General features: G+C 72.6%; 19 protein-coding genes and 2 tRNA genes. 17 read left to right on the top strand and 4 right to left on the bottom strand.

Translation table 11 applies throughout. The annotated features are described in order from the left end of the window. The first annotated feature begins 460 nt into the window (after window positions 1-460). From dnaN to HDA33_RS09815, 13 genes are all read left to right on the top strand, one after another. Window positions 461-1,576, top strand: coding sequence for a DNA polymerase III subunit beta (dnaN, locus tag HDA33_RS09875; protein ID WP_184173914.1), 1,116 nt, complete (start codon window positions 461-463; stop codon window positions 1,574-1,576). A 21-nt stretch (window positions 1,577-1,597) separates the two neighbouring features. After that, window positions 1,598-2,911, top strand: coding sequence for a DNA replication/repair protein RecF (gene recF / locus HDA33_RS09870; RefSeq protein WP_338104330.1), 1,314 nt, complete (start codon window positions 1,598-1,600; stop codon window positions 2,909-2,911). Next, a complete protein-coding gene (locus HDA33_RS09865; protein WP_158493154.1) occupies window positions 2,904-3,467 on the top strand; it encodes a DciA family protein in 564 nt (187 codons plus the stop codon). The genes recF and HDA33_RS09865 overlap by 8 nt, the downstream gene beginning before the upstream one ends. Window positions 3,468-3,828: 361 nt before the next feature. Next, window positions 3,829-5,973: a DNA topoisomerase (ATP-hydrolyzing) subunit B gene (gene gyrB / locus HDA33_RS09860; protein ID WP_420826919.1), complete on the top strand. Its 2,145-nt coding sequence runs from the start codon at window positions 3,829-3,831 to the stop codon at window positions 5,971-5,973. 121 nt (window positions 5,974-6,094) lie between these two features. Continuing rightward, window positions 6,095-8,884 (top strand): DNA gyrase subunit A, encoded by a 2,790-nt coding sequence (gyrA, locus tag HDA33_RS09855; protein WP_184172897.1) that lies wholly within the window; start codon window positions 6,095-6,097, stop codon window positions 8,882-8,884. Next, window positions 8,881-9,378, top strand: coding sequence for a DUF3566 domain-containing protein (locus tag HDA33_RS09850; RefSeq protein ID WP_184172895.1), 498 nt, complete (start codon window positions 8,881-8,883; stop codon window positions 9,376-9,378). Before gyrA ends, HDA33_RS09850 begins: the two co-directional genes overlap by 4 nt. A gap of 149 nt (window positions 9,379-9,527) precedes the next feature. After that, window positions 9,528-9,601 (top strand) — tRNA-Ile (locus tag HDA33_RS09845). Window positions 9,602-9,658: 57 nt separating this feature from the next. Beyond that, a complete protein-coding gene (locus HDA33_RS09840) occupies window positions 9,659-9,811 on the top strand; it encodes a hypothetical protein (RefSeq protein WP_184172893.1) in 153 nt (50 codons plus the stop codon). 51 nt (window positions 9,812-9,862) lie between these two features. After that, window positions 9,863-9,938 (top strand) — tRNA-Ala (locus HDA33_RS09835). Window positions 9,939-10,024: 86 nt separating this feature from the next. Beyond that, on the top strand, window positions 10,025-10,234 hold the full coding sequence (locus HDA33_RS09830) for a hypothetical protein (RefSeq protein WP_184172891.1): 210 nt from the start codon (window positions 10,025-10,027) through the stop codon (window positions 10,232-10,234). A 267-nt stretch (window positions 10,235-10,501) separates the two neighbouring features. Further along, window positions 10,502-10,696: a hypothetical protein gene (locus HDA33_RS09825; RefSeq protein ID WP_184172889.1), complete on the top strand. Its 195-nt coding sequence runs from the start codon at window positions 10,502-10,504 to the stop codon at window positions 10,694-10,696. A 258-nt stretch (window positions 10,697-10,954) separates the two neighbouring features. Next, on the top strand, window positions 10,955-11,479 hold the full coding sequence (locus HDA33_RS09820) for a hypothetical protein (protein ID WP_184172887.1): 525 nt from the start codon (window positions 10,955-10,957) through the stop codon (window positions 11,477-11,479). A gap of 49 nt (window positions 11,480-11,528) precedes the next feature. After that, a complete protein-coding gene (locus tag HDA33_RS09815) occupies window positions 11,529-12,293 on the top strand; it encodes a queuosine precursor transporter (protein WP_338104329.1) in 765 nt (254 codons plus the stop codon). Here HDA33_RS09815 and HDA33_RS09810 read toward each other — a convergent pair. Continuing rightward, a complete protein-coding gene (locus HDA33_RS09810) occupies window positions 12,245-13,285 on the bottom strand; it encodes a nucleoside hydrolase (protein ID WP_184172883.1) in 1,041 nt (346 codons plus the stop codon). The genes HDA33_RS09815 and HDA33_RS09810 overlap by 49 nt on opposite strands. Window positions 13,286-13,440: 155 nt before the next feature. Here HDA33_RS09810 and HDA33_RS09805 point away from each other — a divergent pair, with 155 nt between their 5' ends. Beyond that, window positions 13,441-13,668 carry an amphi-Trp domain-containing protein gene (locus tag HDA33_RS09805; RefSeq protein WP_184172881.1) on the top strand — a complete coding sequence of 76 codons (228 nt, stop codon included), beginning with the start codon at window positions 13,441-13,443 and terminating at the stop codon, window positions 13,666-13,668. A gap of 138 nt (window positions 13,669-13,806) precedes the next feature. On the opposite strand, the gene HDA33_RS09800 is transcribed toward HDA33_RS09805, so the two are convergent. Further along, on the bottom strand, window positions 13,807-15,039 hold the full coding sequence (locus HDA33_RS09800) for a hypothetical protein (RefSeq protein WP_184172879.1): 1,233 nt from the start codon (window positions 15,037-15,039) through the stop codon (window positions 13,807-13,809). 218 nt (window positions 15,040-15,257) lie between these two features. On the opposite strand from HDA33_RS09800, the gene HDA33_RS09795 reads away from it, so the two are divergent. Beyond that, a complete protein-coding gene (locus HDA33_RS09795; protein ID WP_026106995.1) occupies window positions 15,258-15,788 on the top strand; it encodes a peptidylprolyl isomerase in 531 nt (176 codons plus the stop codon). A 265-nt stretch (window positions 15,789-16,053) separates the two neighbouring features. Further along, window positions 16,054-16,785: a rhomboid family intramembrane serine protease gene (locus HDA33_RS09790; RefSeq protein ID WP_221432993.1), complete on the top strand. Its 732-nt coding sequence runs from the start codon at window positions 16,054-16,056 to the stop codon at window positions 16,783-16,785. Window positions 16,786-17,361: 576 nt separating this feature from the next. Here the strand turns inward: HDA33_RS09790 and HDA33_RS12765 are convergent. Continuing rightward, a complete protein-coding gene (locus tag HDA33_RS12765) occupies window positions 17,362-17,679 on the bottom strand; it encodes a cell division protein CrgA (RefSeq protein WP_158493711.1) in 318 nt (105 codons plus the stop codon). 150 nt (window positions 17,680-17,829) lie between these two features. Here HDA33_RS12765 and HDA33_RS09780 point away from each other — a divergent pair, with 150 nt between their 5' ends. Continuing rightward, on the top strand, window positions 17,830-18,495 hold the full coding sequence (locus tag HDA33_RS09780; RefSeq protein ID WP_017488923.1) for an anthranilate synthase component II: 666 nt from the start codon (window positions 17,830-17,832) through the stop codon (window positions 18,493-18,495). A 22-nt stretch (window positions 18,496-18,517) separates the two neighbouring features. Here the strand turns inward: HDA33_RS09780 and HDA33_RS13035 are convergent, their stop codons facing one another. After that, window positions 18,518-20,827, bottom strand: a complete 2,310-nt coding sequence (locus HDA33_RS13035; protein ID WP_184172876.1) for a protein kinase domain-containing protein — start codon at window positions 20,825-20,827, stop codon at window positions 18,518-18,520. Window positions 20,828-20,834 lie beyond the last annotated feature (7 nt).

Here is a 20,834-nt window from a genome sequence, read left to right as displayed (position 1 = left end):
GGACTGTGGACATAGATGTGGACAACCGGGGGGTGGATCCGGGGATGAGCGTGGACGACTCCAGGCCGGCCTGTGCAGATCGGGGGGTGGGGCCGCGGGCGGTCTCCACACGCCGTGCACACCCTCGACGGAGCGGCGTCCACAGCGTTCCCCCACCCGGATCCGCATGATCTCGCCGAGGATGGACGTTCTCCACAGGATCCACACCTGCTATCACCACTACTGATCCCCCTTGAGAGAATCCGACAAGCAACATCATCTCCGCCCCGCACACCGGCCCGACGAGCCCCACGGCGCAGGCTGCGCCCGCGCCCCTTCGGATCCGCGGAATCACACCGTTGTCATTCGCCTTCGACCTGACACCGTCCTCGCGGACCGCCTATGCTGAGGCCCGCGCGTCGCCGCTGAGCCGGGGCCCGCAGACCCCCGCCGTCCCCCCGCCTGAGAGGCAGTGCAGCTCGTGAAGTTCACCGTCGAACGCGACATCCTCACCGACGCCGTCTCCTGGGCCGCCCGCTCCCTGTCCCCGCGCCCGCCCGTGCCGGTGCTCTCGGGCCTGCTGATCACGGCCGAGGCCGGCGTCGTCTCCATCGCGAGCTTCGACTACGAGACCTCCGCGCGCCTGGAGATCGAGGCGGACGTGGAGACCGACGGCCAGGTGCTCGTCTCCGGCCGCCTGCTCAACGACATCGTCCGCGCCCTGCCGCACGCCCAGGTGACCGTGGAGCTCGACGGCGGCAAGGTCGTCGTCACCTGCCGCTCCTCCCGCTTCGCCCTGGCCACCATGCCCGTGGGCGACTACCCGGCCCTGCCGCAGCTGCCGGCCCCCGCCGGCACCGTGGACGGCGCCGCCTTCGCGCACGCCGTGGCGCAGGTGACCGTCGCCGCCTCGAAGGACGACACCCTGCCGATCCTCACCGCCGTGAAGGTGGAGATCGAGGGCGACACCATGACGTTCCTGGCCACGGACCGCTACCGGCTGGCCATGAAGGAGATCCGCTGGACCCCCGCGGACCCCTCGATCTCCACCTCGCTGCTGGTCAAGGCCCGCACCCTCACCGAGGTGGCCAAGTCCCTCGGCGCCGGCGGCGACCTGGAGATCCTGCTCGGCGAGGGCACCGACCTCGTGGGCTTCTCCTCCGGCGGCCGCCGCACCACCTCCGTGCTGGTGGACGGCGAGTACCCCAAGATCCGCTCGCTGTTCCCGGAGACCAGCCCCATCCAGGCCGTCGTGGACACCGCCGCCCTCGTGGAGGCCTCCCGCCGCGTGGCCCTCGTGGCCGAACGCAACACCGCGCTGCGCATGGTGTTCACCGACGGCCAGGTCACCCTGGACGCCGGCACCGGCGACGACGCCTCCGCCAACGAGTCCGTGCCCTGCACCCTCGAGGGCGAGGACATCACCGTGGCGTTCAACCCGTCCTACCTCTCCGAGGGCCTGGCCGTGGTGGACCAGCCGCAGGTGCGCTTCGCGTTCACCTCCGCGCCCAAGCCCGCCCTGCTCACCGGCGTGAACCAGGAGGACGGCGTCGTCTCCGACTACCGCTACCTCGTGATGCCGGTGCGCATCGCCTGATCCGCCGGGCCGGAGGCACCCGTGCACCTGTCCCACCTGACCGTCGCGGACTTCCGGTCCTACCGCTGGGCCGACCTGGAGCTCGGCCCGGGGTCCACGGTGCTGCTCGGGGCCAACGGGGTGGGCAAGACGAACCTCGTGGAGGCCGTCGGCTACCTCGGCTCGCACCAGTCCCACCGCGTCAGCTCGGACGCGCAGCTTGTGCGCTTCGGCCAGGACCGCGCCCGGATCGCCGGCCGCGTGCACCGCGGCTCCCGGACCGTGGCCCTCGAGCTGGAGATCCTGCCGGGCCGGTCCAACCGGGTCGCCATCAACCGCGGCGCCCCCGTGCGGGCCAAGGAGGGCCTCGGCATCCTGCGCACCGTGGTGTTCGCCCCCGAGGACCTGAACCTGGTCACGGGCGAGCCGGGCGGCCGCCGTCGCCTCCTGGACCAGCTCATGGTCCAGCTGCGCCCGGCCCTGGGCGAGGCCGCCGCGGACTTCGAACGAGTGCTGCGCCAGCGCAACGCCCTGCTCAAGTCCGCCCGGAAGGCCCGCCGCTGGGGCCCCGAGGAGGAGGCCACCCTCGAGGTGTGGGACGAGCACCTGTGCGCCGCCGGCGCGCGGCTGCTGCACGGCCGCCTGCACGTGCTGCGCCTGCTGGCCCACCCGCTGCGCGAGATGTACGGGGCCCTGACGAACGGCTCCAAGGCCGCGACCTACGCCTACGAGTCCACCGTGCCGCTGGCCCGCGGCACCCACGCCGAGGTGCCGCCCGTGGCCGAGCTGGCCGCGGACATGCGCCGCGCGCTCGTCGCCCAACGGGACGAGGAGCAGGCCCGGGCGCTGACCCTCGTGGGCCCGCACCGGGACGAGCTCGCGCTCTTCCTCGGCCCGGCGCCGGCGCGGGGCTACGCCTCGCACGGGGAGACGTGGTCGCTGGCGCTGGCGCTGCGGCTGGCTGCCTACGACGTCCTCGTGGCCGACGACCCCGACCCCGACGGCCGCCCCGTGCTGATCCTCGACGACGTGTTCGCCGAGCTCGACGCCGCCCGTCGGCGCCGCCTGGCCGCGCTCGTGGGCCGGGCCGAGCAGGTGATCGTCACGGCCGCCGCGCTCGAGGACGTCCCCGCCGAGCTCGCCGGCCCGCGCGTGCTCATCCGCCAGGACGCGGAGGGCTCCGAGGCCGTGCCGGCCGCGGCCCCCGTGGAGGGGGACATCCGGGCGCCGCGCGGCGCCGGCGAGGTCGAGGCTGAGGCCCCCGGTGCCGGCGAGGCCGCCGACGACGACGCGGACGACGCCGCCGACGACGTCACGGCCCCCGCCGACCCCGCCGAGGACGACCCCGATGGCTGAGCAGCCCGCCTCTTTCGAGCCGGACCGCCCCGACCTCGCGCTCGTGCAGCTGCGCCGGGTCCGCGAGGCCGCCCGGCAGCGCGGGGAGGCGCCCCTGCGCGTGCGGGGCACGGGGGCGGGGCTGGCCGGGGCCATGGCGGGCGCCGCCGGCACGGGCCGGGACCGGCAGGAGCGGCGCCGGCCCTTCGGCGGCGCGGACCGGGACCCCGCCACGGTGTCCAGCGTGTTCGGCCGGCTCATCCGGGACCGCGGCTGGTCCACGCCGGTGGCGGTGGGCTCGGTGCTCACCCGCTGGGATGAGCTCGTGGGCCCGGAGATCGCGCTGCACTGCCGCCCGGAGAGCTTCGAGGACTCGGTGGTGCGGGTCCGCACGAGCTCCACCGCGTGGGCCACGCAGCTGCGCCTGATGACCCCCGTCCTGCTCCAGCGGTTCGACGACGCCCTCGGCCCCGGCGTCGTGACGCGCCTCGAGGTGGCCGGGCCCCAGGCCCCGAGCTGGCGCAAGGGCCCGCGCACGGTGCGCGGCGGCCGCGGCCCGCGCGACACCTACGGGTGAGTCGACGCCCGACGGCGGCGGGTCCGGCCCGTCCGACCGCGAGGCCGTGGACGCCCCTCTGGCGCGCTCACGGGGTCCCGGACGGCCCGGGAGGCATGGGCGGCGTCCCCCGCCCCTCCTGAGCGGCGTCCACGGCCGCTGAGGGGGTGATCTGCCGCCCCGGACCCCCGCCGATGCGGGCCCTCGGGCGCTCACGCGGTAGACTTCACAGCAGTGAAACCGGTGGGTCGGCGTCGTCCGTCCCCCGACCCCGCGGATCGAGCGCGAGCGCACGCATGAGGACCGGGCCTGCCCCGGCTCGCGCGCTCACGCGCGCGCGGGGACAGCCCTGCCGCCGACGTCCGAGGAAGTGACCCCACCCGTGGTTGACGCTACGCCCGAGAACCCCGCGGAGGAGCCGGCGGCCGTGCCGGCCGCGCCGTCCCCCGACGCCGCCCCCGAGACCCCCGAGACCTCCGCGCCGGCGAAGGACCGGAAGGTGCCCGGCGAGTACGGCGCCTCCGCGATCACCGTGCTGGAGGGCCTGGAGGCCGTCCGCAAGCGCCCCGGCATGTACATCGGCTCCACCGGCCCCCGCGGCCTGCACCACCTCGTGTACGAGGTCGTGGACAACTCCGTGGACGAGGCCCTGGCCGGCTACGCCAGCGGGATCGACGTGACCCTGCAGGCGGACGGTGGCGTGCGCGTGGCCGACGACGGCCGCGGCATCCCCGTGGACCTGCACCCCACCGAGGGCAAGCCCACCGTGGAGGTCGTCATGACCATCCTCCATGCCGGCGGCAAGTTCGGCGGCGGTGGCTATGCCGTCTCCGGCGGCCTGCACGGCGTGGGCATCTCCGTGGTCAACGCGCTCTCGCGGCGCGTGGACACCGAGGTGCGCCGCCAGGGCCACGTGTGGCGGATGTCCTTCGCGGACGGCGGCGTGCCCCAGGGTGAGCTGGTCCAGGGCGAGGCCACGGACGCCACCGGCACCGTGCAGACCTTCTACCCGGACCCGGAGATCTTCGACTCCATCGAGTTCGACTGGGAGACCCTGCGGGCCCGGTTCCAGCAGATGGCCTTCCTCAACAAGGGCCTGCGCATCACCCTCACGGACGAGCGCGTCCAGGAGGACAACGAGGTCGTCGACGACGAGATCGCCGGCGAGGAGAACGCCGAGCAGGGCCTGGACGAGGCCGCCGCGCAGGCGCCGCAGGGTCGCCAGGTCACCTACCTGTACGAGAACGGCCTGCTGGACTACGTGCAGCACCTGAACTCCGCCAAGAAGGTCGATTTCGTGCACGAGGACGTCATCGCCTTCGAGGCCGAGGACGCCGAGGCCGGCCGCTCCATGGCGGTGGAGGTGGCCATGCAGTGGACCTCCGCCTACTCGGAGTCCGTGCACACCTACGCGAACACCATCAACACGCACGAGGGCGGCACCCACGAGGAGGGCTTCCGCGCCGCGCTGACCTCCCTGGTCAACCGCTACGCCCGCGAGAAGGAGATCCTCAAGCCCAAGGAGGACAACCTCACGGGCGAGGACATCCGCGAGGGCCTCACCGCGGTGATCTCGGTGAAGCTCTCCGAGCCGCAGTTCGAGGGCCAGACCAAGACCAAGCTGGGCAACTCCGAGGCCCGCGCCTTCGTGTCCAAGGCGGTCACGGACCACCTCGGCGACTGGCTCGAGCGCAACCCGGGCCCGGCCAAGGAGGTCATCCGCAAGGCCATCATGGCCTCGCACGCCCGGATGGCCGCCCGCAAGGCCCGGGACAACGCGCGCCGCAAGTCGCCGCTGGAGTCCTTCGGCATGCCCGGCAAGCTCGCGGACTGCTCCTCGAAGGACCCCTCGCGCTGCGAGGTGTACATCGTGGAGGGCGACTCCGCCGGCGGCTCCGCGAAGCAGGGCCGCAACCCGGAGACCCAGGCCATCCTGCCGCTGCGCGGCAAGATCCTGAACGTGGAGCGCGCCCGCCTGGACAAGGCCCTCGGCAACGCCGAGATCCAGTCCATGATCACGGCGTTCGGCACCAACATCGGCGAGGAGTTCGACATCTCCAAGCTGCGGTACCACAAGATCGTGCTCATGGCCGATGCGGACGTGGACGGCCAGCACATCACCACGCTGCTGCTCACCGTGCTGTTCCGGTACATGCGCCCGCTGATCGAGGCCGGGCACGTGTTCCTCGCCCAGCCGCCGCTGTACCGCATCAAGTGGTCCAACGCGCCCCACGACTACGTGTTCTCCGACGCCGAGCGCGACGCCGCCGTCGAGGCCGGCCTGGCCAAGGGCTGGCGCTACCCCAAGGACAACGGCGTGCAGCGATACAAGGGCCTGGGCGAGATGAACTACCAGGAGCTGTGGGACACCACCATGGACCCCGAGCACCGCACCCTGCTGCAGGTGAGCATGGAGGACGCCGCCGCCGCGGACGCCGTGTTCTCCATGCTCATGGGCGAGGACGTCGAGTCCCGCCGCAACTTCATCCAGCAGAACGCCAAGGACATCCGCTTCCTGGACGTCTGAGCCGCGCCGGGGACGACGACGGCGCACCGGCGCCGCGTGCGCCGTCGTCGTGACCCCGGGCCCGAGCCCTTCCTGAGCCCAGCACCCTCCCCGCCGCCGCGGGGAGCACGAGAGGATCCGCGTGAGCGACGAGACCACCCCCCAGACCCCGGACGAGTCCGCCGAGGTCCCCGAGACCCCCGAGACCGGCCAGGACGTGGCGGTCGAGCAGTACGTGCTGCCCGAGGGCGCGGCCGACAAGGTCGAGCCCGTCGACCTCGAGTCGGAGATGAAGCGCTCGTACCTGGACTACGCGATGGCCGTGATCGTCGGCCGCGCGCTGCCGGACGTGCGCGACGGCCTCAAGCCCGTGCACCGCCGCGTGCTCTACGCGATGTACGACGGCGGCTACCGCCCGGACCGCTCCTTCAACAAGTCCGCCCGCGTGGTGGGCGACGTGATGGGCAACTACCACCCGCACGGCGACACCGCGATCTACGACGCCCTCGTGCGCCTCATCCAGGACTGGGTGCAGCGCTACCCGCTGGCGCTCGGCCAGGGCAACTTCGGCTCCCCGGGCAACGACGGCGCGGCCGCCCAGCGCTACACCGAGACCAAGATGGCCCCCCTGGCCATGGAGATGGTCCGGGACATCGACGAGAACACCGTCGACATGCAGGACAACTACGACGGCAAGCAGCAGGAGCCGGCCGTCCTGCCCTCCCGCTACCCGAACCTGCTGGTCAACGGCTCCTCCGGCATCGCCGTGGGCATGGCCACCAACATCCCGCCGCACAACATGCGCGAGGTGGCCGCCGGCGTGCAGTGGTACCTCGAGAACCCCGAGGCCACCCGCGAGGAGCTGCTCGAGGCGCTCCTGACCCGCGTCCACGGCCCCGACTTCCCCACGGGCGCCCAGATCCTGGGCCGCAAGGGCATCGAGGAGGTCTACCGGACCGGCCGCGGGCCCATCACCATGCGCGCCGTGGTCAACGTGGAGGAGATCCAGGGCCGCACGTGCCTGGTGGTCACCGAGCTGCCGTACATGACCAACCCGGACAACCTCGCCGCGAAGATCGCGGAGATGGTGCGCGACGGCAAGATCAACGGCATCGCGGACATGCGCGACGAGACCTCCGGCCGCACCGGCCAGCGCCTCGTGATCGTGCTCAAGCGCGACGCCGTGGCCAAGGTGGTGCTGAACAACCTCTACAAGCACACCGAGCTGCAGTCGAACTTCTCGGCGAACATGCTCGCACTCGTGGACGGCGTGCCGCGCACCCTGTCCCTCGACGGGTTCGTGCACCACTGGGTGAAGCACCAGATCGACGTGATCGTGCGCCGCACCGCCTTCCGCAAGCGCAAGGCGGAGGAGCGCGCCCACATCCTGCGCGGCCTGCTCAAGGCCCTGGACATGCTGGACGAGGTCATCGCGACCATCCGCCGCTCGGCCTCCGCCGACGTGGCCCGCGAGGCCCTCAAGGAGCTGCTGGACATCGACGACGTCCAGGCCCAGGCCATCCTGCAGATGCAGCTGCGCCAGCTCGCCGCCCTGGAGTCGAAGAAGATCCAGGACGAGTACGACGAGCTGATGGCCCGCATCGCCGAGTACGACCGCATCCTCGAGTCCCCGCAGCGTCAGCGCGAGGTCATCTCCGAGGAGCTCGGCGAGATCGTGGCCAAGCACGGCGACGACCGCCGCACCGAGATCATGGCCGGCTACGACGGGGACATGTCCATGGAGGACCTGATCCCCGAGGAGGAGATGGTCGTCTCCATCACCCGCGGCGGCTACGTCAAGCGCACCCGGATCGACCAGTACCGCTCCCAGGGCCGCGGCGGCAAGGGCGTGCGCGGGGCCACCCTGCGCGGGGACGACATCGTGGAGCACTTCCTCACGGTCTCCACGCACCACTGGCTGCTGTTCTTCACGAACTTCGGCCGCGTGTACCGCATCAAGACGTACGAGCTGCTCGAGGCCGGACGCGACGCGAAGGGCCAGCACGTGGCCAACCTGCTCGCATTCCAGCCGGACGAGCGGATCGCGCAGATCCAGCCGCTCACCGGCTACGACCGCGCCCCGTACCTCGTGCTCGCCACCCGCAACGGCCTCGTGAAGAAGACCCCGCTGCTGGACTACGACACGAACCGCACCGCCGGCCTGATCGCCATCAAGCTGCGCGAGGGCGACGAGCTGGTCTCCGCGCGGGTGGTCTCGCCCGACGACGACCTGATCCTGATCTCCCGGCGCGGCCAGTCGCTGCGTTTCACCGCCACGGACGAGGCGCTGCGCCCCATGGGCCGCGCCACCTCGGGCGTGACCGGCATGAAGTTCCGCGACGACGACTCCCTGCTCACCATGGACGTGGTGGAGGAGGACGGGTACGTCTTCACCGTCACGGACGGCGGCTTCGCCAAGCGCACCCACGTGGACGAGTACCGCCTGCAGAACCGCGGCGGCCTCGGCATCAAGGTGGCCAAGCTCGTGGACGACCGCGGCTCCCTCGCCGGCGGGCTCGTGGTCCAGGAGGACCAGGAGGTCCTCGTGGTGATGGCCTCCGGCAAGGTGGTGCGCTCCGCCGTCGCCGGCGTCCCGGCCAAGGGCCGCGACACCATGGGCGTGATCTTCGCCAAGCCGGACAAGCGCGACCGGATCGTGGCCGTGACCCTGAACAACGAGCACGAGATGGAGGCCCAGGCGGACGCCGAGGCCGCCGAGGACCCGGTCTCCGAGGGCAGCGCCGCCGCCGCCGGCGTGCTGCCCGAGGGCGAGCCCGAGGCGCTGGTGGGGGCCGAGGCCACCGCCGGGGCCGCCGCGGACGCGGATGTACGCTTGGACGCAGACATCGACCCGACCGACCCCGCAGCAGCGCCGGAGGGCCTCCTCGAGGAGGACGCCGACGGTGAGGGTGCAGACGGAGGAGAGCAGTGAGCACGTCCGCGTCGTCACGCCCCGGCAAGGCAGCGGGAGCGGGCAGGACCGCTGAGCGGTCCGCCCGCCCGGTGCGCAAGGCCAGCGGCTCCTCGCAGGAGAACCTGGTCCGTGCCGTCCCCAAGGCCAAGGTGCGCCGCGCCCGCCTGATGCTCAACCGCGTGGACCCCTGGTCCGTGCTGAAGCTGGCGTTCCTGCTGTCCGTGGCGCTGGGCATCCTCACCGTGGTGGCCGCCGTCGCCCTGTACTCGCTGTCCGACGCGCTCGGCCTGTTCCAGCGGATCAACGACGCGCTCGGCACCGTCCTGGGCGCCGAGTCCGGCCGGTACACCGTGCAGTCCCTGGCCCCGCTGAGCACCGTGGTCTCCCTGGCCACCGTGCTGGCGGTGCTGAACGTGATCCTGCTGACCGCCCTGGCCACCGTGGCTGCGCTGCTCTACAACGTGTGCGCTGCCCTCGTGGGCGGCGTGGGCGTCACCCTGACGGACGACTGAGCCGGCGGGGCCGGACGACGCCGGGAGCGTCGTCGCCCCGGCCCCGAGCACCCCGTCTCGACGACGCCCCGCGCGGATTTGCGCGGGGCGTCGGCGTTCCGGTACAGTCATCTCCTGTTGTGAACGGATTCGTCCGCGAACGACGGTGAGGGCGTATAGCTCAGGCGGTTAGAGCGCTTCGCTGATAACGAAGAGGTCCCAAGTTCAAGTCTTGGTACGCCCACTCCCACCCACAGAGCCCCGGTCCGCTGGGGCTCCGTTCGTCTCCGGAGGTCCCCTCATGGGTCGACTGGCACGCGTGGCCCTCGTGGCCGGCGCCGCCGCCGCGGCCTACGGGGCGCGCCTCTGGCAGCAGAACCGGGAGGGCAAGGACATCTGGGCCACGGCCACGGATGACCTGCCGGAGGACGCCGAGGGCGTCGAGCCGGCGTAGCCGCAGGCCTGATCCCCGGGACGCCGCGAGGCGCACGAGGAGCAGACCCACGGGGGCATGGCGCAATTGGTAGCGCACCTGCTTTGCAAGCAGGGGGTTAGGGGTTCGAGTCCCCTTGCCTCCACCACGGGGAAGGCCCCGTCGGGCCCGAGGGATCGGGCGCCGGCGGGGCCTTCTGCATGCTTCAGGGCGGACAGGTGCCAGGATGGTCCGGTGAACACCACCGACACCCCCACCACCGACCGACCCGTCTCTGGGCAGGGCACCCCGGCCTTCGCCCGGGTGCCCGCGAGCCACTACGACCTCTTCGTGGGCGTCTTTGTTGCCTTGTTGGTTGACCAGAAGTCTCTGGGCTCCTACTCTCGTGGTGGAGATCACCATGGGATGGGGGTAATGGGATGCATGGTCGTCACAGACTTGTGAGTACGAGTGTAAGTGTTGCACTCGTACTTGGAGTTATATCGGCACCCGGCGCGCTTGCAATTCGAGCTTGCGCATCACCCCTGATCGCGGACTCAAAGAGTTTCTTCGCTCCCAGCACTCGCTTCGGAGCCTGAATCGTCCGCAGATGAGATTTTGCCTCCTGTTTTCTCAACCCGCGACACGCCGGAAGAGTTTTCCCCACTTTGTGGGGTCGGCGGCGGGTCATATATTCCGAGCCGACTCTTTGCGTCCCCAGGGAAGATCAATATGTCACGCTTCACGGTCAAGAAAGAAAACAGAATTTATGAACCTGGCGGCAATGCCTGGTTTATTCAGAAGGACACTGCCAATCATGCAGGCAAGGCCTACAAGCTGAAAGAACCGAGCGGGAAGAGGGTGCACGCGTCGATTCGCGCAAATGGAGATGTGGTTCCTGATAAGTACTGGTACACCCCTCAATGATACTAGTATCAAGAAAATTGATTCTCGTCAGATCATGGAGTCATCACCTAGAAAGTAGTCGCTGTGTCTTCTTCGTGTGACGCGCGTATCGCCGCCGTTCTCGACGCGCTACTTTTCCCGTTCCCTGGCCTGCCGCTCTCCTGGGTCATCTCCCGTAGACCACGCAGAGAGAATGCTTACGTGGTTCGTGCCGTGCGTCGGGGACCGCTCGACGAGCAAACGGTCATTGGAGCATTCCACGTGGATGAGGAGGCTGCCGTGTGGACCGTCACTCCGGAAAGGTCTCCGGAGGGTGATCTCGTACGTGCGGCAGCCCGCCTGACGGTTGAAGAGTTCTTCCCCACGGCTGCGCTGCCGCCGGCCGATCGGATGAGGTTCGATATCTCGGAGGTGGAAAGGGACAGTGAGGACCCCTTCGTCGGTGTCTACCGGCTGACGTCTGTGCTGGATCCGACCTTTGTGGTGAGGGCAAGGGCAACGGCGTCGCAGGCCGGCGGACTGTGGTCTTTTGAGATCTCCCGCGAAGGGCATTCTGCTTCCACGTGGTTCGAGACCGCTCTCATCCGGAAGGCCGACAAAGATCTCGGCACCGTTCATTACGAATGGTGGTCCCTCTACAACGGCATCGGGGATGACAGCCGAGTCCTGGCACGTGCATCACTTTTCGCCGGAGGCGACGTCATCTGGCATCGGCACCCGGCTCTCCAGCCCGATTCGTCGACGGACCACGGCGAAGTGCTCCTTTGTCTGGCGGAGCATGTGGCTGTGCGAGTTGGCGGGTGAGGCGGGGAGCCGTCCAGTCGCTGGGCCTCACAGGTGCCAGGATGGTCCGGTGAACACCACCGACACCCCCACCACCGACCGGCCCGTCTCTGGGCAGGGCACCCCGGCCTTCGCCCGGGTGCCCGCGAGCCACTACGACCTGTTCGTGGGCGTCTTCGTCGCCCTCCTGATCCTCTCCGGCGTCACCGCGGCCAAGCTCTTCTACGGCCCCACCGTCCCCGTCCTCTCGGACGTGTTCTACGGCGGCGGGCCCCTCATCTTCGACGGCGGCGCCTTCCTCTTCCCGTTCGCCTACATCATCGGCGACATCCTCGCCGAGGTGTACGGCTGGCGCCGGGCCCGCCGGGCCATTCTCCTGGGCTTCGCGATGCTCGTGCTCGCCGCCCTCACTTACACGTTGGTCTCCTGGACCACTCCCGTGGAGGGCTTCGAGGTGTGGGATCAGGCCCTCGCGCCCATGCTGCGGATCACCGTGGCCGGGTTCGTGGCGTTCCTGGCCGGCTCGCTGATTAACGCGACCATCGTGGTCCGCCTCAAGGAGCGCATGCGGGAGCGCCACGTGGCGTTCCGCCTGATCCTCTCCACGATCGTGGGTCAGTTCTTCGACACCCTGATCTTCTGCACCATCGCGTTCGCCGGCACCATCACGCTGCTCGAGCTGGCGAACTACACGTTCACCGGGTTCCTCTACAAGACGCTCGTGGAGATCCTGATCGTGCCGATCACCCTGCTGGTGATCCGCCGGGTCAAGGCGAGCGAGCCCACCTACCGGCCGGCGTCGTCGCCCGCGCGGGCCGCCGCGGACGCCGCCTGAGCGAACGCCGCGAACACGCCCGCCGGGTCCGCGTCCACGACCCGGCGGGCGTTGGGCCGCCGCCCCCAGATGTGCCGGTCGTCGTGCACCGTGGTGCCGCGCAGCAGGTCCGAGTCCGCCTCCACGTCGACGACGGCCGCCTGCGTCCGGATCTGAGCCGTCCCCAGGGCCACCTGGGCGGCGAAGAGGTCGTGCAGGTGGGCCACGTAGCCCTGGTCGTAGTCGTGGTGGAACTCGAAGTAGAACCGCAGCGCGTCGGTCAGCACGTCCAGCACCGGGCTGCCGGTGTCCGCCTGCGGGCCCGACCGGCGGGCCCGGTCCACGGCCCAGCCGGCCGGCGCGTGCCCGGCGCCCGTGAGCAGCGCGTCCAGCAGGGCGGGCGTGTACTCGATCCGTTCGGTGGTCTCCAGCGGGCACAGCAGCGGCAGCCGGTCCTCGGGCAGGCCCTCGAACGCCGCGAAGACCTCCTTCGCGGCGTCCGGGTCGCACCACGTGTTCCACTCCGCGGTGGGCGTGGTGTTGCCCGGGTAGTAGAAGGCGCCGCCCATGATCACGACGCCGGCCGCGAGCTCGGGCAGCGCCGGCTCGGCGCGCAGCGCGAGGGCCAGATTGGTCAGGGGAGCGGTGCACAGGATCGTGGTCCGGCCCGGGCGGGCGCGCAGCTCCTCGACCCAGACGTCCACGGCGGAGCGCGCCGAGAGCCGCTCGGGCCGGTGTGCCAGGCGGGCGTAGCCCAGGCCGCCGTCCCCGTGGGTCTCCGGGGTGCTCTCGGGCGGACGTCGCAGGGGCGCCTCGGCGCCCACGGCCACCTCCACGTCCGTGCGGCCCATCAGATCCAGCAGGGCCGCCGTGTTGAGCGCGCACTCTCGGGCGGTGGCGTTGCCGCCCGTCGTCGTCACGGCCGCGAGCTCCGCCCCCGCGCCGACCAGCTGCAGCAGCGCGCAGGCGTCGTCGATGCCGGTGTCCATGTCCGCGAGGATGCGTGCGCCCATCCGCCGCACTCTAGCCCGCTCTACTCCGCCCCGGCCTCCACTCCGACCCGACCGACGCCCAGCGACATCACCGCCGTTCTGCCCGGCGGAGATGTCGCCCCGCGTCGGTCGGCCGGGGGCTGAGGTCCGGCGCGACTCCCGCTACCGTCACAGCCATGAGCGACGAGATCTTCGAGCACGAGACCACCGAGACCATGACCCGCGAGCAGGCCGCCGCCCGCCTGCGCGAGCTCGCCGACCAGCTCTCCCGCCAGAACGAGGTGCGCATCGAGCACGCCGGCCGCGACGTCGTCGTGACCGTCCCGGACCAGGTGGAGCTCGAGGTCGAGCTCGAGATCGAAGAGGGCGGCGAGACCGAGCTGGAGATCAGCCTGTCCTGGTGATCCCCGCCCCGGCCGGACACGACGACGCCGGGGGCGCCTCCTGATCGGAGGACGCCCCCGGCGTCGTGGTCTCTGCGGGACGTCCGGCGTCCCACCGGGCGCGGACGGGACCGGTGGGGTCCCGCCCGCGCGTCCGGGTCAGCGGTCGGTGCCGAGCACCTTCGCGTTGGCCTCGGCCACCGGGTCCTGGGCGGGCACGGCGGTGGTGACCGGGGCGGCGGTGTCCACGCGGACGCCCTCGCCGGCGGCGGCGGAGCCGGACTCGGCCACGACCTTCTGCTGCTGGGCGTACGGGTTGTTCGCCTCCACCACGGGGATGTTCGCGGTGATCGGGCCCGGAACCGGAGCGGTCCACGGATCCTGCACCGGCTTGGTCAGGCGCCACAGGGCGTAGCCGGCGCCGGCCGCGGCCAGGGCCATGCCGCCGAGGATCCAGCCGCGGCCGCCGGAGCGGGCCTTGCGGCCTGCGGCCCGGTTGAGGCCCTTCTCGGCGGAGCCGGCGTACTGCTCGGCGCCCTTGCGCAGCTTGCGCACGATCGCCTTGTCCCCGGTCAGCGCGATGAGGGCCTGCTCGACGGCGTCCGGCACCTGCACGTCGTGGGCCGTCTTGCGGGCGTGGGCGGCGCCGTCGGCGAGGCGGGCGGCGGCCAGGGGCACGACCTCCTCCTTGCGACGCTGCGCGTAGTCGCCGGCATCGGACAGGCGGGCCTGCACCTGCGGGGCGAGCTTCTCGCCCTGCTCCTGCAGCGCGTTCACGGCGGCGGCCAGGGCGCCGGCGAGGGTCAGCCCGCCCGCGGCGGCGGCGCTGCCGGCCTGGCCGGCGCGGTCGGCCAGGAGCGAGCCGGCCTGACGGGCGTCCTTGCGGGCGCCGCGGGCGGCCTTCGTCACGTCCTTGCGCGCACCGCGACCGGCACGGCGGACCTGCTTGACCTTCTTCGCGCCGCGCTTGCGGCCCTTCTCGGCGGCCTTCTCGGCGTCCTTGCGGGCGTCCGCGAACTGCTTCTGGGCCTCGTGGCCGGCCTCCTGGGCCTGCTCCTGCAGGCGGTGCAGGACGTCCTGCAGCACGCCGGCGCCGGTGGCCACGGCCGGGGCGAGCTTCGCGTAGCGGTCCGCCACGGCGTCGCCGGCGCGCTTGGCCTGCTTCTCGACGCGCGGGCCGTACTCCTGCTTCGCGTCGTGCGCGGCGCGGCGGCCCTCCTCGGCGGCCACGGAGGCGCCCACGCCGGTGAAGGCGGCGCCGTACTCGCCCCAGGTGCGCGCGGCCTCGAGCTTGGGCGCGGCCCAGTGGCGCAGGTTCTCGGCCTGGCGGGTCACGAAGGTGTCCGCGTCGCCGTCGTGCTGGATCTCGTCGTTCAGGGTCGTGCGGGCCATGGTGTTGTGTCTCCCGTGTCGTCGGATGATGCGTGAGCGCACCGGCCTCCCGAACCGGGTGCCGGAGCGCTCCGGTCCTTGAGGCACAGCCTAGTGGGCCGCCCCGCCGCTGGCACAGTCCCCGGGACGCCGCGCCGCACGTACGCCGTGCGCGGAAGCCGCCGCCGCGGACGGCGGGCCCGCGCCAACGTCCGGCCCCGGATGGAACAATGGCGCGCATGGCAAACGCAACGCACATCGCGACCATCAAGACGAACCAGGGCGACATCGTCGTCGAGCTGTTCGGCAACCACGCCCCGAAGACCGTGAAGAACTTCGTGGGCCTCGCCACCGGCGAGCAGGAGTGGACCCACCCGCAGACCGGTGAGAAGAACAACGGCGCCCCGCTGTACTCCGGCACCGTGTTCCACCGCATCATCAAGGACTTCATGATCCAGGGCGGCGACCCGCTGGGCATGGGCGTCGGCGGCCCCGGCTACCAGTTCGGCGACGAGATCCACCCCGAGCTGCAGTTCGACCGCCCGTACCTGCTGGCCATGGCGAACGCCGGCCCCGGCACCAACGGCTCGCAGTTCTTCATCACCTCCGTGCCCACCGGCTGGCTCAACGGCAAGCACACCATCTTCGGCGAGGTGAAGGACGAGGAGTCTCAGCAGGTCGTGGACCGCCTCAACGCCGTCGCCACCGACCCGCGTGACCGCCCGCTCGAGGACGTCGTCATCGAGTCCGTCGAGATCGCCGAGGCCTGAGCGGCCCCGCTCGGTGAGCTCCACCCCGTCTGACCCGCACGGCCCGGACACCGCGCACGGCACACCCCCGGTGTGCCCGCGGCATCCGGGCCGTGCGGCGTATGTGCGCTGTTCCTCGTGCCGGCGCCCGGCGTGCCTCGACTGCCAGCGCCCCGGCCCGGCGGCCGGCCCCCTCTGCGTGGACTGCGCGGCCCAGGGCGGCGCCCCCGCCGGCACGACGACGTCCCCCGCCGCCGTCGGGAGGCCCGGCCCCGGTGGGGTGAGCATGGCCGGCGCCGCCGCTCGCGGCGCCCCCGCCCGACGACGGACCGGCCTGGCCGCCGCGCCCGTCACCTGGACGCTGATCGCCGTCACCGTGGCGGCGTACGTGGCCCAGTGGGCCACCCGGGACACGGTCCCGGGCGTGACCGAGGTGCTCTGGTACGCGGGTCTCTACACGTCGCCGTTCGGTCTGGAGCCGTGGCGGATGGCCACCTACGCGCTGGTCCACGACCTCTCCGGACCCACCCACCTGATCCTCAACATGCTGGCGCTGTGGGTGATCGGCCGCGTGCTCGAGCCGGCCCTGGGCTGGTGGCGCTTCGCGGCGCTCTACGTGCTCTCCGCCGTGGGCGGCGCAGTGTTCGCCCTGTGGGTCTCCGACCCGCTGCAGCCCGTGGTGGGCGCCTCCGGCGCGGTCTACGGCATGTTCGCGGCCCTGTTCCTCGTCACCCGAGTGCGGGGCGGGCAGGTGCGCTCGATCGCCGTGCTGATCGGGCTGAACCTCGTGATCTCGTTCCTGCTGCCCGGCATCTCATGGCAGGTCCACGTGGGCGGGCTGATCACGGGCGCCGTCGTCGCCCTGGTGTACTCGCTGGCCGGCGGACTGCGGCCCGGCCGCGCGTCGGCCCCCTCGGCGGGCGCGCAGGCGGCCGGCCTGGTGCTGGTGGCCGCGCTCCTCGCCGTGCTCACGGTGCTCGGCGCCGACCGGATCGGGCTGGACGCCGTCCTGCGGTAGGGGACGGGCGGAGCCGGCCGAGCGGGCCGGGGCGGGGGCGCGATGCTCCGGCCCCGGCCCGCCGGCGTGTGGCCCGGTGGTGTCTCAGGCCCTCCGGCTGCGGTGCGTTGCGCTCACGACGCGCCGTCCGGCCGCATCGCACGCGGCGCGTCGTGAGCGCAACGCGGCGGGGGAGGCGCGCTGCCGGCGGGGCTGCGGAGGAGGGCGCGTGCGGTGGCGGGGGATTCCGACGGCGACGTGCGGCCTGGGAGGCCCGCCGGACACCGGCCCGACGGCGGCGGGTCAGCCGGGCGTCCCCGGCTTCCGGGAGTTGTCCACAAGGGGGTGTGCACGAGTACCCACAGAGTTGTCCACAGGTGTGGACAGTGTGGATGAGGTGCCCGCCTCCCGCACGGAGCCGGGCCTGCGTTGTCCACAGGGTTGTCCACCGGTGTGGAGAACTACACGCGTGTGATTCCGTGTCGGCGGCCGCGCAGGCCCACTCTCAGGTCCCTCGCGGACCCCCGCGCCGGACCTCACCCGGTCCCTTCGCGCAGGGCCGTGGTCAGCACCCGCTCGGGCCGAACCCGAGCCGCCTCACTCGCTCCAGCGGGACATCATGAGGAAGCCCACGAGGGCGATGCCGAAGCCGACCAGGATGTTCCAGCCGCCGATCGCCACGATGGGGAAGAGCCCCTGCGTGAGGTAGTAGACGACGATCCACAGCAGGCCCACGATCATCAGGCCGAACATCACGGCCTTGTACACGGGGGAGAGGGGCTTGGGGCCCGGATCCACGTCGCCGAGGTCCGTGGTCACCGCGGACGAGCCCCGGCGAGCGCCGCGGCGGGCGTCCTCGAGCTCCTCGTGCTTGCGACGGGCCGAGTCCTTGCGCTTGCCGGAGGGTGCTGCCACGGGTCTGTCTCCTCGAGTGGGGGTGCGGTGGTGGGGCGTCCCGCCCGGCGGGCGCCGAGACGGGCGCGGTATCCTGCTGACCAGCCCAGGACCGGGGTCAGCGGCGTGCCCGGCCAGTCTATGCACCCCGCTCCCACGCGGCGGGGAGGAATGAGCGGCACCGTGCCCAGCCCCGAGGTCTCCGTCCTCGTCGTCGACAACTACGACAGCTTCGTCTACACCCTGGTGGGCTATCTCGAGGAGCTCGGCGCCCGCACCACGGTGATCCGCAACGACGAGGTGGACGCCGCCCGCGCCCTCGAGCTCGCCGCGGAGCACACCGCCGTGCTCATCTCACCCGGCCCCGGCGCCCCCGCGGACGCCGGCGTCTCCCTCGACCTCATCCGCGCCGCCGCGGACGGCGGCCGCCCGCTCTACGGCGTGTGCCTGGGCCACCAGGCCATCGCGGAGGCGTTCGGGGCCACCGTCACCCACGCCGAGTCCCTGATGCACGGCAAGACGTCCCTGGTCCGCCACGGCGACCACCCCATGTTCGCGGGGCTGCCCGAGCGCTTCACCGCCACCCGCTACCACTCGCTCGCCGCGGTGCGCTCCACCGTGGACGAGGCGGTCCTCCAGATCACCGCGGAGACCGAGGACGGCGTCGTCATGGGCCTGGCGCACCGCTCCGCCCCCCTGTGGGGCGTCCAGTTCCACCCCGAGTCGGTCCTCACCGAGGGCGGCTACCGGATGCTCGGCAACTGGCTCGAGTCCGTGGGGCTGACCGGCGCCGCCGACCGCGGCGGCCGGCTCTCCCCGCTCGTCCGCGGGGACTGAGCGCCGACGGCGCCGCCCCGGATCAGTCCGACGGCGGCGGGTCGATCGACGGCTCGGGATCCGGCGTGAGGGTCGGCGCCGGGTCCGAGAGCGTCGGCGTCGGCGAGGGGTCCTCGGTGGGCGTCGTCGTCCGGGTCGGGCTCGGCGTCGGCGTCGTGGGGTCCGGGGACGGCGAGGGCGACGGGGAGTCGGACGGCGTCGGGTCCACGGTCTCGGAGGGCGTGGGCGTTGGGGACGCCGAGGGCTCCGGCTCCTCGGAGGGCGGGGCGCTCGAGGACGGCGGCGTGCTCGAGGACGGCGGCGCGCTCGGGCGCACCGGCGGCGGGACCTCCGCGGAGGGCGACGGCGGCGGGGTCGGCTCGGCGGTGGGCTCCACCCACGTGGACGCCGTCAGCGTGAGCGAGGAACGGTTGTCCACGCGCGCGTCCGCGCCGGGGTCCTGGGAGACCACGGTGCCGGTCTCCGTGGCCGCGCCGTCCTCGTCCTGGATCCGCACGCGCAGCTCCGGGGCGCTCAGGGCCAGCTGACGCCGCGCGTCCTCCGCGCTCATGCCCACCACGTCCGGCACGCGCACCGTGCCGCTGGACAGGTGCAGCACCACCGAAGAGCCGGGCGGGACCGAGGTGGACAGCGCCGGGTCCGTGCGGGCCAGCATGCCCCGCTCGAGGCGGCCGTCGTCCTGGTACTGCACGGAGGACACGGTGAGGCCGAGCCGCTGCAGCTCCCGCCGGACCGCGTCCTCGGAGAGGCCGCGCAGGCTGCCGGGCAGGACCACGCCCTCGAGGCCGCGGGAGACGCGCAGCCCCACCTGGGTGCCGCGGTCCAGCTCGGTGCCCTCGGGCGGGTCGCTGCTGATGACGGTGCCGGCGGGGGCCTCGGAGCTGTGGGTCGAGGAGACCAGGGGCACGAGGCCAGCGTCCTCCAGGGCGGCCTCGGCCTGCTCCTGCGTCAGGCCCACGGTGGCGGGGACCTCCACGGTGCCGCGCAGGGTGGAGGCCAGCAGGGCGGCGAGCAGGGCCATCAGCACGACGACGCCGGCCAGCAGCAGCCCGGCGACCTGCAGGCTGCGCCGCCCGCTGCCGCGCCGTCGGGCGGCGGGAGCGGCGGCGGGGGCCGGCCGGGCGGGGGTCTCGGGGCGGGGCGTTGTGGGCCCCGCGACGGTGGCGTGGGAGCCGGTGTCCGGGCGCTGGCCGTCCACGGAGGCGGCGGCCGCCAGCTGGGCGGCGGAGGCGGCGCCGGGCAGCCCGGCCCCGGCCACGGCGTGGTTCGCCGCCTGGGGCTCGGCCGGCTCGGCGGGCGCGGCCGGGGCCGGCGCGGGGGTCAGGGGGACGGCGGCCGTGGGCACGTCCGCGCCGTCGCGCGCCCCGTCGCGGCGGACCTCCCGGCCGGCGGCAGCGGCGGCCACGGCGGCGCCGCCCGCCCCCGCGGCACCCGCCCGCACGAGATCGAGGGCCGCGGTGTCGGCGTCGACGGCGGCGTGGGGATCCGCGGCGGCGGCCTCGAGGGCCTCCCGGAAGGCCGCGCCCGTGGGGAAGCGGTCCTCGGGGTCCTTCTCGAGGGCGCGCAGCAGCACGGGGTCGAAGGAGCGCGGCAGGTCCGGGTCCACCTCGGACGGGGCCGGGGGCGCCTCGCGCACGTGCTGGTAGGCCACGGCCAGCGGGGTGTCGCCGGTGAAGGGCGGACGGCCGGTGAGCAGCTCGAACAGCACGCAGCCGGTCGCGTAGAGGTCCGCGCGCCCGTCCACGGTGCGCCCGGTCGCCTGCTCGGGGGCCAGGTAGAGGGCCGTGCCCACCACCGCCTGGGTCTGGGAGGTGGTGGCGGAGGTGTCCGCCAGGGCGTGGGCGATCCCGAAGTCCATCACCTTCACGGAACCGGCGTCCGTGACCATGACGTTGGCCGGCTTCACGTCCCGGTGGACGATCCCCTCCTGGTGGGCGTGCTCGAGCGCCTCCAGCACCTCGCGGGTCCACATGACGGCCCGCTCGGTGCCCACGGCGCCCTCGGCGTGCAGGACCTCGCGCAGGGACCGCCCGGTGACGAGCTCCATCACCAGGTACGGGCAGTCCACGGGGTGGTGGCCGTCCTCGAGGGAGACCTCGCCCGTGTCGTACACGGACACGATCGAGGGGTGGTTGAGCGAGGCCACGGAGCGGGCCTCCTTGCGGAAGCGGGCCTGGAAGTGCGGGTCACGCGCCAGGTCGCGGCGCATGAGCTTCACGGCGACGGGCCGGTGCAGGCGCAGGTCGGTGCCGCGGAACACGTCCGCCATCCCGCCGCGACCGATCAGCGCGTCGATCCGGTACCGCCCGTTGAGGGTCCACTGCTCTTCCACGTGGCCG

Source organism: Micrococcus endophyticus, assembly GCF_014205115.1.
Taxonomy (GTDB): domain Bacteria; phylum Actinomycetota; class Actinomycetes; order Actinomycetales; family Micrococcaceae; genus Micrococcus; species Micrococcus endophyticus.
This window is presented reverse-complemented; position numbering and strand designations above follow the sequence as displayed.